Consider the following 14,618-nt stretch of genomic DNA (forward strand, 5'->3'; position numbering starts at 1 on the left):
CTGGCATCGATCCAGCGCTTCGGACCGTCGGGGCATTCCCGCGGGAGCGCTTCTTTGTATTCCACTGATGCCGGTCGGTGTGTCAGGCCGATCCGGTGCTAGCCGCGTGGCCGAAGGGCAACCCTTCGGGACACTCGGGCAGGGGGCGGGTTTGCCCGTGCGAAAGCCGCTAACATGATCGCCCCCGGGGGGCGTGGTCGCGTTTCGACGGGAACTCAGGGGAGGGGGCTTTCGGCCAACTCCCAAGCGAATCAGAACCTTAGCCTGCGCGCGAAGCTTAACAGATGCGCCCCGGCCCGCCCACCCCGTCGGTCTCGCCCATGAATGAGAAAACCGGAGGCGTTCGCCTCGTCCGTGTTCCGGACGACCGCGACGGCCAGCGCCTCGACAACTTCCTGCTGGGCCAGCTGAAAGGCGCGCCGCGTTCGATCATTTACAAGATCGTGCGCTCGGGCCAAGTGCGGGTGAACGGCGGCCGGGCCAAGCCGGAGACCAAGATCAAGGCCGGGGACGAGGTGCGCATTCCGCCGGTCCGTCTGGCCGAGGAGGGGGAGCCCAAGGTCGCGCCCAAGGGGCTGCTGGACCGCCTGGCCGCCAGCATCGTCTTCGAGGACAAGGCCATTCTGGCCCTGAACAAGCCCTCCGGCATCGCCGCCCACGGCGGCTCCGGGGTGAGCTTCGGGGTGATCGAGGGCCTCCGGGCCCTGCGCCCGAACGAGTCGATCGAGCTGGTGCACCGGCTCGACCGCGACACCTCCGGCGTCATCGTGCTGGCCAAGAAGCGCTCGGCCCTGCTGGAACTGCAGGCCCTGATGCGCGGCGGCGAGGACGACGAGGGCCCGGGCAAGCGCTACCTCGCCCTGCTGGTCGGCCGCGTGCCGGACGGCACCATCACCGTCGACGCCCCGCTGCGGAAGTCGGTGCTGCAGGGCGGCGAGCGGATGGTGCGCGTCGATCCGGAGGGCAAGGCGTCTGTCAGCCACATCAAGGTGCTGGAGCGTCGCGGTGGGCACAGCTTCTGCGAGATCCGCATCGAGACCGGCCGCACGCACCAGATCCGCGTGCACACGGCCCATATCGGGCACCCGGTGGCCGGTGATCCGAAGTACGGCGACAAGGAGGCCAACAAGCGTCTCGCCGAGCAGGTCGGCTTGAAGCGCCTGTTCCTGCACGCCGCGTCGATGGAGTTCGCGCTCGACGGTGGCGCGACGCCCTACCTCGTGACCGCGCCGCTCAGCGAGGAGCTGAGGGCGGTGCTCGACCGCCTCGCCTGAGGCGCGCGGCGTCCTGTGCCGCCGCGTCGCGGGTCAGCGCTGCAGCAGCGCTTCGGCCTTGGCAGCGCAGACGAAATCGTTGATCGACAGCCCGCCCACGTCGTGGGTCGAGAAGCGCACCACGCAGCGGTCGTAGTGCACGCCGAGGTCGGGGTGGTGGTCTTCCGCGTGGGCGATGAAGGCCAGCGCGTTCACGTAGGCCATCGTGCGGTGGTAGTCGGCGAAGCGGAAGGTCTTCTCGATCGCCGGGCCATCGTCGATCAGGCGCCAGCCCGCCGGCAGCACGGCCAGCAGCGCTGCGACGCGCTCCGGCGACAACTGGTGCTCCGCGCCGCGCAGCGGCGTGCAGTGGGCGGTGGCGAGTTCAGCGAGGGTCGTCATGGCAGGTCCGTTCGGCAGGGGCGGCGTGCGCGTCAGGCGAGGTCGCGTGATGGCGACTCGACGCCGGTGAAGCACGGGGGCGCATAGAATACGCGCATGATCCAGATCACCGAATCCGCCCAGACCCACTTCCGCCGGCTGCTCGAAACGCAGGGCGGCGATGCCGTGGGCATCCGTCTTTCCGCGCTGCACGCCGGCACGCCGAAGGCCGACGTCCGCTTGGAGTTCGCCGAGAAGAGCGACCTCGATGGCAACGAGTGGGCCGTGGACTGCGACGGCTTCACGCTGTTCGTCGACGGCGGCACCGCGGGCTACCTCGATGGCGCCGAGATCGACTACCGCACGAACGCCACGGGCGGTGAGCTCAACATCCGCGCTCCGAAGATCAAGGGAACGGCACCAGCCGATGGCGCGTCGATTCCGGAACGCGTGCGCTGGATGCTGGACAACGAGATCAACCCGCAGCTCGCCGCGCACAAGGGCAACGTGCGCCTCGAGGAAGTGACCGCGGACGGCGTCGTGCTGCTGCGATTCGGCGGCGGCTGCCACGGCTGCGGCATGGCCGACGTCACCCTGAAGCAGGGCATCGAGAAGCAGCTGATGGCGAAGATCCCCGGCATCACCGCCGTGCGGGACGCCACCGACCACAGCACCGGCGAAGCGCCCTACATCGCGCGCTGAATCGCCGCGCCACGGCGGCGATTTCCTGCTGGACGCTGAATCGACGCGTCTCCATAAGGCGGCCTTAACCGCCGCTTACGCGCTGGCCCACCAGCATCGGGCGCTTCGTGATCGAGGCCCCCCGCACGCATGGCGCAACACCGGCAGTTCTCGTGGCGCCGCAGCCTCGCTTGGGCCGTGTCGCTGGCCTTGCACCTCGGCCTGGTGGTGGCGATGACGCTGCCCAGCGAGCCTGTCGTTCTCGAGGCTGTCGCCGATGTCGCGCCGGCCCCGGCCTGGGTGCCGGTGGATCTGCTGGACCCGGCCGCGGAGCGCAGCGCGCCGGCGCTTGCGGATCGGCCGCGCACCGCGGCGGCCACGGTGGACGCATCGGCCACCGTCGCAGCGCCGCGAGGCGTGCCACCGTTGGAGGATCGCGCGCCGTCGATCGAGCCGGTCGACGCCGCCTCGCCGGAGACGACCGTAGCCGCCGTGCCCGCACCGGCGCCCGTGGCGCGCACGATCCCGTATCTCGATGACGAGGCGCGCGCACTGCTGCCGCAGGAGAACCTGTATTCGGCGAAGCCGCCGCCGCGCGAAGGCGACTACTACACGCCCGGCGACGGCAGCGAGGACGACGTGTTCTACCGTCCGCGGGCGCTCGATCCGAATCCGTCGCGTTTCGCGCATGCGTGGCGACCGCGCGGCAACCTCATCGACGACTGGCTCGGGCGGCTCGTGGAGAAGGCCTCGGGGAAGGTGTCGGTGCCGCTCAACGCCAAGTTCTCGCTGGTCTGCGGAACCGTGGCCGGTGTCGCGGGAGCTTGCACGATCGTCCGCAACGGCGGCACCGGGGTGATCGTGCAGCGTCCGCCGCCCGCCCCTTGGGACCGTTCGAACCGGGTCCAGTGCCGCGAACTGCGGCAGGCCCTGGAGGACGCCGAGGAGGCCGTGCAGGTGGCCTATTTCCTCGACCGGTTGTCGGCTCTGTGCAGTTCTGGCACCGACTCCGCGGGCAATTCGCCCGACGATGCGGCCGCAAACGACGAAGCCCGGCGCGAGGCCGGGCTTCCCGAAGAGCGAATCGCGCCGGAGGAGGCGCGTTCCGACGATCAACGTGCCTTGTAGATCTCCACCGCCTGCGGCTGCGCGGCGAGGTAGGCGGCGATGTTCTGGATGTCTCCGTCGCTGAGCTTGTTGGCGCCTTCGGTCGCGCTGACCTGGGCGTTCATCAGCACGTTGACGCGAGCGCCGGAGCGGTAGTCCTTGAGCGCCTTCTCGAGGTAATCGGCGTACTGGCCGGCGAGCAGCGGCGTGTTGCCGTCGATCGACTTGGCGCCGCCTTCGAGGTGGCAGCTGGCGCAGGACTGGCCGCCTTCCGGCGTGGCTTCGAAGCGCTGCTTGCCGGCGGCGATGTCGCCCTTCGGCGCACCAACGGCGAGCACGGTGCCGGCGAAGAGGAGGAGGGATGCGGTGGCGAGGGTCTGGAGGCGCATGGGGCGGAGGTCCTTCGTCACTTGGCCTTCGGGGCCGACAGGTAGGCGGCGAGGTCGGCGATGTCCTGGTCCGAGAAGCTCGAGGCCTGGGCGGTCATCGTCGGGTGCTGGCGGTCGCCGCTCTTGTAGGCCTTGAGCGCGTTGACGAGGTAGGCCTCGTTCTGGCCCGCGATCTTCGGCACGTGGTAGCTCGGGTACGCGTTGCGGTACTCCGGGATGCCGTGGCAGCCGGCACAGGTGTAGGCCAGCGTCTTGCCGTTTTCGGCGTTGCCGGCGGCGTGGGCAGGCGCCATCGCGAACGCGAGCGCGGTGCCGAACAGGGCGGTCAGGAGTCGACGCATCAGACGATCCGGGGTCAGGGTGGAAAGCCCGCGGATTATAGCCACCGTGCGCGGCGCCTTGACAGGGCCATGGCGCAGGATGCGCCCGCGGCTCGGGCCACCCCCGATGTGCGCCGAGTCACTGATCCGCGTTCCACGGGGCTGTGTGCGAGGTCAGGCTGACTCTTGGCATATGCGTTTGTGAAGGCCGGGGATCAGTGTTGTATGAAACCAGCACACCACGGCCTTCCCATGACCGCTTCACGCTCGAACCCCTCCGCCACCCCGCGTTTTGCCCTGGTCCTCGGACTGGCGGCCGTGCTTGCCCTGACCGCCTGCTCGGGCGGTTCCGAAGACGAGGGCGACGCCGCCACCGACGAGGAGGCCGAGACCACGGCCGAGGCCGGGGAGGACGGCAAGCCGGGCGAGGAGAAGAAGAACGAGGCCGTCCCGGTCGAGGTGGCGGCCGTGGCCGAGCGCCGCATCTCGGCCAGCTACAGCGGCACGGCGAACCTCGAGGTTCCGGCCGACGCCCAGGTCGTGGCCAAGACCGGCGGCGTGCTGCTGCGCGTGCTGGTCGAAGAAGGCGACACCGTCGAGGCCGGCCAGGCCCTGGCGCAGATCGACCCGGAGCGCACGCGCCTGGAAGTCGCCCGCGCCGAGGCCACGATGCGCCGCCTGCAGGCGAATTTCGAGCGCTCCAAGGAGCTGTTCGAACGCAAACTGGTGAGTGCCGACGCCAACGACCAGCTGCGCTACGAGTTCGAATCGGCCAAGGCCGCCTACGACCTCGCGCGCCTCGAACTGAGCTACACGACGATCACCGCGCCGATTTCCGGCGTGGTGGCACAGCGCATGGCTAAGCCCGGTAACCTGATCGCGCTGAACGCGCCGGTGTACCGCATCGTCGACACCTCCTACCTCGAGGCCGTGCTGAACGTGCCGGAGCGCGAGATGAACACGATGACGCCTGGCCTGCCGATCCGGATGATGGTCGATGCGCTCTCGGGCCAGGTGTTCCAGGGAGAGGTCGGCCGCATCAGCCCGGTGGTGGATTCGCAGACGGGCACGTTCCGCGTCGTCGGCGTGTTCCGCGGCCAGGACAAGCTGCGCCCCGGCATGTTCGGTCGCCTGAACATCGTGTACGACGAACGCGACGCCGCGCTGACGGTGCCGCGCATCGCGCTCATCGAAGGCTCGGGCGAATCCGCGGTCTTCGTGGTCGAGAACGGCAAGGCCGTGCGCAAGGTGCTCCAGCTCGGCTACATCAACGGCGAATACGCCGAAGTGCTGGGCGGCATCGAAGCCGGCGAGCAGGTCATCACCCAGGGTCGCGTCGCCGTGCGCGACGGGGCCGAGGTGGAAGTGCTGAACCCGACCGCCGCTGCGCCTGCCGCGACGGCCGTGGCCGACGCCGCCAACCGCTGAGCGCCTGTCCATGAGCCTGATTGAACTGGCCACCCGCCGTCGCGTGACGGTGGCGATGGCGACCGTCACCCTCGTGTTGTTCGGCTTCATCGCGCTGTTCGACCTGAAGGTCAACCTGCTGCCCGACCTGAGCTACCCGACGCTCACGGTGCGCACCGAATACGTGGGCGCCGCGCCGGCCGAGATCGAGACGCTCGTCAGCGAGCCGATCGAGCAAGCCGTGGGCGTGGTCAAGAACCTGCGCAAGCTGAAGTCGATTTCGCGCACGGGACAGAGCGACGTCGTCCTCGAGTTCGCCTGGGGCACCGACATGGACCAGGCCAGCCTCGAGGTCCGCGACAAGCTCGAACTGCTCCAGCTGCCGCTCGAAGTGAAGCCTCCGGTGTTGCTGCGCTTCAACCCGAGCACCCAGCCGATCATGCGCCTTGCCATCGCCGCCTCCAGCGCGCAGGCCACGCCGCAGGAGCTGATGAACCTCCGCCGCTATGCCGAGGAGACGTTGAAGCGTCGCCTCGAGCCCGTGCCGGGCGTCGCCGCGGTGAAGGTGGGCGGCGGCCTCGAGGATGAAGTCCAGGTCCTGATCGACCAGAACAAGCTGGCGCAGCTCAACCTCGACATCAACGTCGTGGTGCAGCGCCTCCAGCAGGAGAACGTCAACATCTCCGGCGGCCGCATCGAGGAAGGTTCGCAGCGCTACCTGGTGCGGACGGTGAACCAGTTCGCCAACCTGCAACAGATGCGGGACATGCTGATCACCACGCTCAACGGCGTGCCGATCCACCTGCGCGACGTCGCCACCGTGGAGCAGGGCAACAAGGAGCGCGAGGCCATCATCCGCATCGGTTCTGCCGAAGCGGTGGAGGTCGCGCTGTACAAGGAAGGCGACGCCAACACCGTCGCGGTGGCCGACGCCATCAAGCAGGCCCTGCGCGACATGGAGCGCGAGACCGCGCCGCGCACGCCCGGTGCCGAGGGTGGGCGCCGCGGCCCGCCGCAGGTCGCCACCGTGCCGGGCCAGTACACGGTCGATGGCCTGACCATGCGCACCGTCGAGGACCAGTCCGTCTTCATCGGTTCGGCCTTGAGCGAAGTGCAGAAGGAAGCGGTGATGGGCGGCCTGTTCGCCATCCTGATCATCTTCTTCTTCCTCCGCGACGGCTGGAGCACCTTCGTCATTTCGCTGTCGCTCCCGGTGTCGATCATCGCCACCTTCTTCTTCATGGGGCAGCTCGACCTATCGCTAAATGTGATGTCGCTGGCCGGCCTCGCACTGGCGACCGGCATGGTGGTCGACGACTCGATCGTGGTGTTGGAGAACATCGCCAAGGCCCGCGAGAAGGGCCTGGGCGTGCTGGAGGCCGCCATCGTCGGCACCAAGGAAGTGGGCATGCCCGTGGTGGCGACGACCCTCACGACCGTCGCGGTGTTCCTGCCGCTGGTGTTCGTGGAAGGTGTCGCCGGCCAGCTCTTCAGGGACCAGGCGCTGACCGTCTCGATCGCGCTGCTGATCTCGATGGTCATCGCGCTGACCCTGATCCCGATGCTCAGTTCGTTGAAGGCGACGGCGCCGATGAGCTTCCCGGTGGAGAGCGAGCCGGGCTCGGTGCGCCCGCCCCGCAGCTTCGTCGAGGCCGGCGAGCGCTTCGCTGCGCCTTACACCAGCATGGTGGTCCGTCGCCCGGGTGCGCTTGGCGCCATCGTCGGCATCCTGGCCGCGCTGGTCTTCGCACCATTCAAGCTGCTGTGGTGGGCCCTGACCTTCCTCACGCTGCTCGCGGTTCGCGCCGCGCTGCTGGTGTGGCGGGGGTTCACCACCTTCCTCCTGCCCGCCATCGCCAAGGTGGGTGAATTCGTGCTGCGTCCCTACGACGCCGCCGCCGAGTCCTACCGTCGACGCATCCTTCCCGCGGCCCTGCGCAATCCCGCGCTGGTCCTGGGTTCCGCGGGCGTGGCTTTCCTGCTTTCGCTCGGCATGGCGACGACGCTGGGTACCGACCTGATCCCCCAGCTGGCGCAGGATCGCTTCGACATGACCGCGAAGCTGCCCGCCGGCACCCAGTTGCAGGACACCGATCGCCTCGTTGCCGCCGTGCAGGGTCAGTTCGACGGCGACGACCGCATCAAGGCGCTGTTCGGCGTCAGCGGGACGGGCACGCGCCTCGACGCCAATCCGACCGAGTCGGGCGAGAACATCGCGCGCGTGTCGATCGTGCTGGGCCAGGGCTACAGCCGCACGACGGAAGCGGCGCTCACCGAAGACCTGCGCGGCTTCATGGCCGGCTACCCGGACGTCGAGGTCAAATTCAGCCGCCCGGAGCTGGTGGCCCTGTCGACGCCGCTGGAAATCGAAATCCGCGGCACGTCGCTGGAGGAACTCGAGGCCGCGGGCCGCAAGCTGCGCGAGCTGATGCTGGCCTCGCCGCACTTCGCCGACGTGAAATCGACGGTGGAGCAGGGCTTCCCCGAGGTGCAGATCCGCTTCGACCAAGAACGGGCCGCCGCGCTCGGCCTGACCACGCGCCAGATCGCCGACGAAGTCGTGCGCAAGGTGCGCGGCGAGGTGGCCACGCGCTACAGCTTCCGTGATCGCAAGATCGACGTGCTGGTGCGTGCGCAGGAGCAGGATCGGGCCTCGGTGGCCGAGATCCGCGACCTCATCATCAACCCGCAGAGCGAGCGCCCGGTGCCGCTGTCGGCGGTGGCCGAAGTGATCGAGACCATCGGTCCCGGCGAGATCAACCGCGTCGACCAGACCCGGGTGGCGATCATCTCGGCGAACCTGCGCGACATCGACCTTGGCACTGCGGTCGAGGAAGTGAACAAGCTCGTCGAGGCGAATCCGCTGGGCACCGACCTGCGCCTCGCCTTCGGCGGCCAGAGCGAAGAGCTGGGCCGTTCGCTGCAGTCCTTGATGTTCGCCTTCGGCCTCGCGATCTTCCTCGTCTACCTGGTGATGGCCTCGCAGTTCGAGTCGCTGCTGCACCCCTTCGTCATCCTCTTCACCATCCCCTTGGCCGTGGTCGGCGCCGTGCTGGCCCTGGTGCTGTCCGGTTCGCCGGTGTCGGTGGTGGTTTTCATCGGGTTGATCCTGCTCGTCGGCATCGTGGTGAAGAACGCCATCGTGCTGGTCGACAAGGTCAACCAGCTGCGCCTCGAGGGCCTGAGCAAGGTCGACGCGCTGGTGGAAGGCTCTTACTCGCGCCTGCGTCCCATCGTCATGACGACCCTGACGACGCTGTTCGGCTTCGCGCCGCTGGCCTTCTTCGGCGGCGACGGTGCCGAGGTGAAGGCGCCGATGGCGATCACCGTGATCGGCGGACTGACGGTCTCCACCCTGCTGACCCTGGTCGTCATCCCGGTGATGTACAAGCTGCTCGACCGCAGCAGCGACGAATCGTGGAAGGCCGAAGGTGAGCGCAACAAGCAGATCGGCTTGATCGGCAAGCTGGTCGGGGAGTCGCAGCCATGAGCCTTGCGGAACTCAGCCTGCGCCGTCCGGTGTCGGCGATCATGTTCTATATCTCGCTGATGGTGTTGGGGCTGATCGCCGCCTTCAAGCTGCCACTCGAACAGTTCCCGGCCCTCACGGCGCCGTTCATCTACATCGAGTTGCCCTACGCCGGCGCGTCCCCGGAAGAAGTGGAGCGCACCATCGTTCGGCCGGCCGAGGAGGCCCTGGCGACGCTGTCCGGCGTCAAGAACATGTGGTCGAACGCCCGCGGCGACGGCGGCGGCATCTTCCTCGAGTTCGACGACTGGGCGCGCGACACCAACATCGCCGCGAGCGAGGCGCGCGATCGCATCGATGCGATCCGCACCGACCTGCCGGACGACTTCCAGCGCTACTTCGTCATGAAGTTCTCGACGACGGACGAGCCGGTGCTGCGCCTGCGCTTCACCAGCGACCGCGACTTGCGCAACGAGTACGCGATGCTGGAACGCCTGTTCAAGCGCCGGATCGAGCGGATCCCCGGCGTGGCGCGAGTCGACATCATCGGCGTCGAGGCGCCGGAGGTCGAGGTGGCGATCGACCCCGTGCGCCTCGGGGCGCACAACGTCGCCCTGAACGACCTGGCGATGCGCCTCCGCGCGGTGAACTTCTCCGTGTCGGCTGGCAGCATCGATGATGGCCTGCGCCGCATCCGCGTGCAGCCCGTGGGCGAGATCCGCGACCTCGACGAACTGCGCAACCTCGTCCTCAACGACCAGGGCCTGAAGCTTTCCGACATCGCCGACGTGGTGCTGAAGCCGCAGCGCGCCGATTTCGGCCGCCGCCTCGATGGCCGCCCGGCGGTGGGTATCGACATCCAGCGCGAGGCCGACGCCAACCTCGTGCAGATGTCGCGCGACGTCCTGCGCGAAATGGTCGAGATCGAGAAAGAGCCGGAGCTGCGCGGCATCAAGGTGCGGATCGCCGACGACCAGGCCGAATCGGTGAAGAGTTCGATCGGCGAGCTGACCGAGGCCGGCATCGTCGGTTGCCTGCTCTCGATCTTCATCCTGTTCTACTTCCTGCGCCATTGGCCGAGCACCCTGATGGTGACGCTCGCCATCCCGGTCTGCATCGTGTTGACGCTCGGCATCATGTACTTCATGGGCCTGACGCTGAACATCCTCACCATGATGGGTCTGTTGCTCGGACTCGGCATGCTGGTGGACAACGCGGTCGTGGTGGTGGAGAGCATCTACCAGTACCGCGAGAAGTACCCGAATGATCCGTATCGCTGCGCCATCGAGGGCACGCGGAGCGTGCAGCTGGCGATCAGCGCCGGCACCTTGACGAGCATCATCGTGTTCGTGCCGAACCTGTTCGGCGACGTCAACCAGATCAGCATCTTCCTCGGCCAGGTCGCGGCGACGATCACCATCTCGCTGCTCGCCTCGTGGTTGGTGGCGGTGAGCCTGATCCCGATGCTTTCGGCCAAGGTGTCCACGCCGCCCTCCTTGGGCCTAACGACCGGCTTCGTTCCGTGGTTGACCCGTTACTATGCGAGCAGCCTGCGCTGGTCACTCGAGCATCGCGGCTGGTCGGTGTTCGGCATCGTCCTGATCGTCATTCTGAGCATCGTTCCCGCCGCGACCGGTTTGATGAAGGTCGACATGTTCAAGAACGATGCTGGTCGTGAGATCGACATCTACTTCGACTGGCGCGGCTCGTACAGCCTCGACCAGATGTTCGGCGAGATGCTGAAGGTGGAAGAGGTGCTCGACGCCAAGCGCGAAGAGCTGCAGATCGAGCAGATCTACACGGTCTACAGCGAGCGCGGCTGGGGTGGCATCGACGTGACCCTGAAGTCCGAGGGCGACCTGATCCCGACCGAGGAGCTGCAGGAGAAGATCCGCAAGATCCTGCCCAAGTCCGCCTTGGCCGAGATCGGCATCGAGGGCGGCGGTGGCCCCGGTGGTGGTGGCGGTGGTGGGGGCCAGAACGAGGGCGTCCGTGTCTCGCTGAATGGCGACTCCAACGAAGAGCTGACGCTGCTCGCCGAGCAAATCGTCCCCGTGCTCGCCCGTCGTTCGGAGCTTCGCGATGTCCGCATCGATACCGGCGACGAAACCAGCGAAGTGCGCGTGAGCGTGGATCGCGATCGCGCCGCGGCTTACGGGTTCTCCGCCCAGGAAGTGGCGCAGTACATCGGCATCGCCCTGCGTGGTACGCCGCTTCGCGAGTTCCGCGGTGGCGGCGAGGAGGTGCCGGTGTGGGCACGCTTCGCCGGTGCGGACAGGTTCCGGGTGCAGGACCTGCAGTCCTTGCAGCTGACGCGCCAGGACGGCAGCCGTGTTCCGCTGATGTCGATGGTGAAGGTGGACATCGAGCGTGGCGCCGGGCAGATCAATCGCGAGAACCGTCGCACGTCGCTGAACATCGCGGCCAACCTCGGCGACAAGCAGACCAACGAGGATGCTCGCAAGGCGATGACCGAAGTGCTATCGAAGGTCACGTTCCCGCCCGGCTACGGCTTCAGTTTCGGTGGCGATTTCCAGCGGAACGACGAGGCCGGTACGCAGATGGCCTTCAATACGCTCATCGCCATGATCATGATCTTCATCATCATGGCCGCGCTGTTCGAATCCTTGCTGTACCCGTTGGCGATCATGAGCAGCATCGTGTTCTCGGCCTTCGGCGTGTTCTGGTTCTTCGTGATCACCAACACCACGTTCACGATCATGGCGGCGATCGGCATCCTCGTGCTGATGGGCGTGGTGGTGAACAACGGCATCGTGATGATCGAGCACATCAACAACCTGCGCCGCGAGGGCTACAACCGCCTCGATGCGCTGGTGGAGGGCAGTCGCGAACGCCTGCGGCCCATCCTGATGACGATGGGCACGACGATCCTCGGCATGATTCCGCTGACGCTCGGCGGCGCGCAGATCGGCGGCGATGGCCCGGGCTACTACCCGATGGCACGCGCCATCGTCGGCGGCCTGATCTTCTCGACGGTCGTCAGCCTGGTCTTCCTGCCGACGATCTACGCCATCCTCGATGACGTCGGGAACTGGAGCGGTGCCGCCTTCCGCCGTGCCCGCGAATGGGCCGGGGTTCGGGAAATCGGCGCCGCTCACTGAGGAACCGGCGCAGGCCCCGGTTCTCCCGGGGCTGCGTCAGAGGACGGGCGCGCGGGTATGCCCCGTGCCGCGCACCATCCACTTGAGGGTGGTGAGTGATTCGAGGCCCATGGGCCCGTAGGCGTGCAGCTTGGTCGTCGAGATGCCGATCTCGGCGCCCAAACCCAGCTCGCCACCGTCGTTGAAGCGGGTGGATGCGTTGACCATGACCGCCGAGGCGTCGACCTCGCGCTGGAAGCGGGCCGCCAACGCCGTGTCCGCCGTGGCGATGGCCTCGGTGTGCTGCGAGCCGTGCTCGGCGATGTGCGCGAGCGCCTCGTCGATGCCGTCGACGACTTTCACCGACAGCACCAGATCAAGGTACTCGGCGTCCCAGTCCTCCGGCGTGGCGGCGGTGGCCGAAGGCAGCAGCGGCTGGGCGCGCGGGCAGGCGCGCAGCGTGACACCGCGGGCCTTTAGGGCCTCGCCAACGCGCGGAAGGAAGGTGTCCGCGACGCCGGCGTCGACCAGCAGCGTCTCCAGGGCATTGCACGCGGAAGGGCGCGCGCACTTGCCGTCGATGACGAGGCGAAGCGCGGCGTCGAGTTCGGCGCTGGCTTCGACGTACAGGTGGCACACACCCTTGTAGTGGCGGATCACCGGCACGCGACTGACCTCGGTGACGTGGCGGATCAAGCCTTCGCCGCCGCGTGGGATCACCAGCGCGAGGCAGTCGTCATGCTTCAGCAGTTCGGCGATCGCCGCGCGGTCGAACACCGGCACCAGCACCGCCGCATCGACCGGCAGTCCGACGGCCTGCAGGCCGGCCTGCACGGCCTCGATGAGCGCGGCATTGCTGTGCGCGGCCTCCCGGCCGCCACGCAGCACGCAGGCGTTGCCGGACTTCAGGCAGAGCACCGCGGCATCGACGGTCACGTTCGGGCGTGACTCGTAGATCATCGCGATGGCCCCGAGCGGTGCGCGCATCCGCCCGATTTCGAGGCCATCGGCGCGCGGCGCCTGCCATTCGATTCCGCCCAGGGGATCGGGCAGCGCATTCACGGCGCGAACGGCGGCGACCAGGGCGGCGAAGCGGGCGGGGTCGAGCCGCAGGCGATCCTGCATTGCTGCCGACAGGCCCGCCGCGCCGGCCGCCTCGAGATCCTTCGCATTGGCCGCAAGCACGGCGGCTTCCCGGGCCTCGAGGGCGAGCGCGATAGCGTCGAGCGCCGCAGTGCGGGTGGCGGCGTCGCTCGCGGCGAGGCGGCGCGCAGCGGCGCGCGAGGCTTCCGCACAGCGGCGGATGAGTCGGGTTTCGTCGGGGGTCACAGCAGCACCAGGTCGTCGCGGTGGATCACGGTCTCGGGGCCTTCGTAGCCGAGCAGGGCCGGCAACTCAGCGCTCGGTTTGCCCAGCACGCGCCGCAATTCGGAGGCATCGTATTGCGCGATGCCCTTGGCGAAGGGCCGCGCTTCGCCCTCCACCCGCACTTCGACGGCATCGCCGGCACGGAACGCGCCCTCGACCCCGCGGACGCCGGCCGGAAGCAGGGACGCGCCGCGCTCCTTCAGTGCCCGCAGTGCCCCGGCATCGACGTGCAGTTGGCCTTGGCTCGCCAGCGCATGGCGCATCCAGTGCTCCTTGGCGCTGGCCGGTGTTGCCGTGGGCTCGAACAGGGTGCCCGGGCATTGCCCGCGACCCAGGGCTTCGAGGGCCTCGGCCTTGGCGCCGTGGGCGATGACGGTCGGGATGCCACGAGCCGTCGCCTTCGCGGCGGCTTCCAGCTTGGTGCGCATGCCGCCGGTGCCGACGGCCGAACCGGCGCCGCCCGCGAGCGCGAACACCGCGTCGTCGATGGCGGCCACGCGCGCGATGCGCGTCGCGGTGGGCACCTTGCGCGGGTCGGCGTCGTACAGGCCGTCGATGTCGGAAAGGATCACCAGCAGGTCGGCCTCGACCAGCACCGCCACGTGGGCGGCGAGGTTGTCGTTGTCGCCGAGTCGGAGCTCGTCGACGGCCACCGAATCGTTCTCGTTGATGATCGGCAATACGCCGGCGCGCAGCAGTTCGCGCAGCGTGTTCTTGGCGTTGACGAAGCGGCGGCGGTTCTGCAGGTCGTCGAAGGCCAGCAGCACCTGCGCGCAAGGCACGTCGAGCAGGCGGGCCCAGGCCTCGAACATGCGCGGCTGGCCGAGGGCCGCGAGCGCCTGCTTCGCCGGGAGTGCGGGCGCATCCAGCGAGCCCAGAAGCGCGCGCCCGGCGGCGACGGCGCCTGAGGAGACGAGCACGACCTCGCGATCGTCGGCGCGGGCTTCGGCGATGAAGCGGGCGACCGACAGCAGGTGCCGGGTGGAAAGGCGTTGCCCGCCGGGCGCGATCAGGTTGCTGCCGACCTTCAGGACGGCGCGTTTCCAGCGGGGCAGGGCGACGGGCTCGGACACCAGCGGCACTCGAAGGGCGGGCTCCCGAGTGGAGCGCAGCGTCGTCGAGCCGTCAAATCACTTCCGGTG

Annotated in this window: 11 protein-coding genes; 6 read left to right on the top strand and 5 right to left on the bottom strand. The window is 68.3% G+C overall.

All coding sequences use genetic code 11. The features are described from left to right. The first annotated feature begins 320 nt into the window (after nucleotides 1–320). The gene (locus O9280_RS04490) at nucleotides 321–1,274 is read left to right on the top strand and encodes an RluA family pseudouridine synthase (RefSeq protein WP_298339336.1); all 954 of its coding nucleotides are present in this window, start codon (nucleotides 321–323) and stop codon (nucleotides 1,272–1,274) included. Between the two features lie 33 nt (nucleotides 1,275–1,307). On the opposite strand, the gene O9280_RS04495 is transcribed toward O9280_RS04490, so the two are convergent. After that, on the bottom strand, nucleotides 1,308–1,655 hold the full coding sequence (locus O9280_RS04495) for a 4a-hydroxytetrahydrobiopterin dehydratase (RefSeq protein ID WP_298339339.1): 348 nt from the start codon (nucleotides 1,653–1,655) through the stop codon (nucleotides 1,308–1,310). Between the two features lie 96 nt (nucleotides 1,656–1,751). Here O9280_RS04495 and O9280_RS04500 point away from each other — a divergent pair, with 96 nt between their 5' ends. Together O9280_RS04500 and O9280_RS04505 are read left to right on the top strand one after the other, a co-directional pair. Continuing rightward, nucleotides 1,752–2,336, top strand: a complete 585-nt coding sequence (locus tag O9280_RS04500; protein WP_297866337.1) for an NfuA family Fe-S biogenesis protein — start codon at nucleotides 1,752–1,754, stop codon at nucleotides 2,334–2,336. A 129-nt stretch (nucleotides 2,337–2,465) separates the two neighbouring features. After that, nucleotides 2,466–3,443: a hypothetical protein gene (locus tag O9280_RS04505; protein WP_298339342.1), complete on the top strand. Its 978-nt coding sequence runs from the start codon at nucleotides 2,466–2,468 to the stop codon at nucleotides 3,441–3,443. Here the strand turns inward: O9280_RS04505 and O9280_RS04510 are convergent. After that, nucleotides 3,428–3,811 (bottom strand): c-type cytochrome, encoded by a 384-nt coding sequence (locus O9280_RS04510; RefSeq protein WP_298339345.1) that lies wholly within the window; start codon nucleotides 3,809–3,811, stop codon nucleotides 3,428–3,430. The genes O9280_RS04505 and O9280_RS04510 overlap by 16 nt on opposite strands. A gap of 17 nt (nucleotides 3,812–3,828) precedes the next feature. Further along, nucleotides 3,829–4,152: a cytochrome c gene (locus O9280_RS04515; RefSeq protein ID WP_298339348.1), complete on the bottom strand. Its 324-nt coding sequence runs from the start codon at nucleotides 4,150–4,152 to the stop codon at nucleotides 3,829–3,831. 231 nt (nucleotides 4,153–4,383) lie between these two features. Here O9280_RS04515 and O9280_RS04520 point away from each other — a divergent pair, with 231 nt between their 5' ends. From O9280_RS04520 to O9280_RS04530, 3 genes are read left to right on the top strand one after another with little or no spacing between them, the layout of a single operon-like run. Beyond that, nucleotides 4,384–5,559, top strand: a complete 1,176-nt coding sequence (locus O9280_RS04520; RefSeq protein ID WP_298339351.1) for an efflux RND transporter periplasmic adaptor subunit — start codon at nucleotides 4,384–4,386, stop codon at nucleotides 5,557–5,559. Between the two features lie 10 nt (nucleotides 5,560–5,569). After that, nucleotides 5,570–9,028, top strand: coding sequence for an efflux RND transporter permease subunit (locus O9280_RS04525; protein WP_298339354.1), 3,459 nt, complete (start codon nucleotides 5,570–5,572; stop codon nucleotides 9,026–9,028). Beyond that, entirely contained in the window at nucleotides 9,025–12,129 is a 3,105-nt protein-coding gene (locus tag O9280_RS04530) for an efflux RND transporter permease subunit (protein WP_298339357.1), read from the top strand. The genes O9280_RS04525 and O9280_RS04530 overlap by 4 nt, the downstream gene beginning before the upstream one ends. A 36-nt stretch (nucleotides 12,130–12,165) precedes the next feature. On the opposite strand, the gene O9280_RS04535 is transcribed toward O9280_RS04530, so the two are convergent. Beyond that, the gene (locus O9280_RS04535) at nucleotides 12,166–13,437 is read right to left on the bottom strand and encodes a glutamate-5-semialdehyde dehydrogenase (protein ID WP_298339360.1); all 1,272 of its coding nucleotides are present in this window, start codon (nucleotides 13,435–13,437) and stop codon (nucleotides 12,166–12,168) included. Beyond that, nucleotides 13,434–14,552 carry a glutamate 5-kinase gene (proB, locus tag O9280_RS04540; protein ID WP_298340602.1) on the bottom strand — a complete coding sequence of 373 codons (1,119 nt, stop codon included), beginning with the start codon at nucleotides 14,550–14,552 and terminating at the stop codon, nucleotides 13,434–13,436. The genes O9280_RS04535 and proB overlap by 4 nt, the downstream gene beginning before the upstream one ends. Between the last annotated feature and the right edge of the window lie 66 nt (nucleotides 14,553–14,618).

It is taken from the genome of Silanimonas sp. (assembly GCF_027531545.1).
GTDB lineage: Bacteria > Pseudomonadota > Gammaproteobacteria > Xanthomonadales > Xanthomonadaceae > Silanimonas.

What these genes read in the sequence shown, in the direction of transcription:
- O9280_RS04490 (WP_298339336.1), top strand. Translation starts at nt 321, where the DNA reads ATGAATGAGAAAACCGGAGGCGTTCGCCTCGTCCGTGTTCCGGACGAC.
- O9280_RS04495 (WP_298339339.1), bottom strand. Translation starts at nt 1,655, where the DNA reads ATGACGACCCTCGCTGAACTCGCCACCGCCCACTGCACGCCGCTGCGC.
- O9280_RS04500 (WP_297866337.1), top strand. Translation starts at nt 1,752, where the DNA reads ATGATCCAGATCACCGAATCCGCCCAGACCCACTTCCGCCGGCTGCTC.
- O9280_RS04505 (WP_298339342.1), top strand. Translation starts at nt 2,466, where the DNA reads ATGGCGCAACACCGGCAGTTCTCGTGGCGCCGCAGCCTCGCTTGGGCC.
- O9280_RS04510 (WP_298339345.1), bottom strand. Translation starts at nt 3,811, where the DNA reads ATGCGCCTCCAGACCCTCGCCACCGCATCCCTCCTCCTCTTCGCCGGC.
- O9280_RS04515 (WP_298339348.1), bottom strand. Translation starts at nt 4,152, where the DNA reads ATGCGTCGACTCCTGACCGCCCTGTTCGGCACCGCGCTCGCGTTCGCG.
- O9280_RS04520 (WP_298339351.1), top strand. Translation starts at nt 4,384, where the DNA reads ATGACCGCTTCACGCTCGAACCCCTCCGCCACCCCGCGTTTTGCCCTG.
- O9280_RS04525 (WP_298339354.1), top strand. Translation starts at nt 5,570, where the DNA reads ATGAGCCTGATTGAACTGGCCACCCGCCGTCGCGTGACGGTGGCGATG.
- O9280_RS04530 (WP_298339357.1), top strand. Translation starts at nt 9,025, where the DNA reads ATGAGCCTTGCGGAACTCAGCCTGCGCCGTCCGGTGTCGGCGATCATG.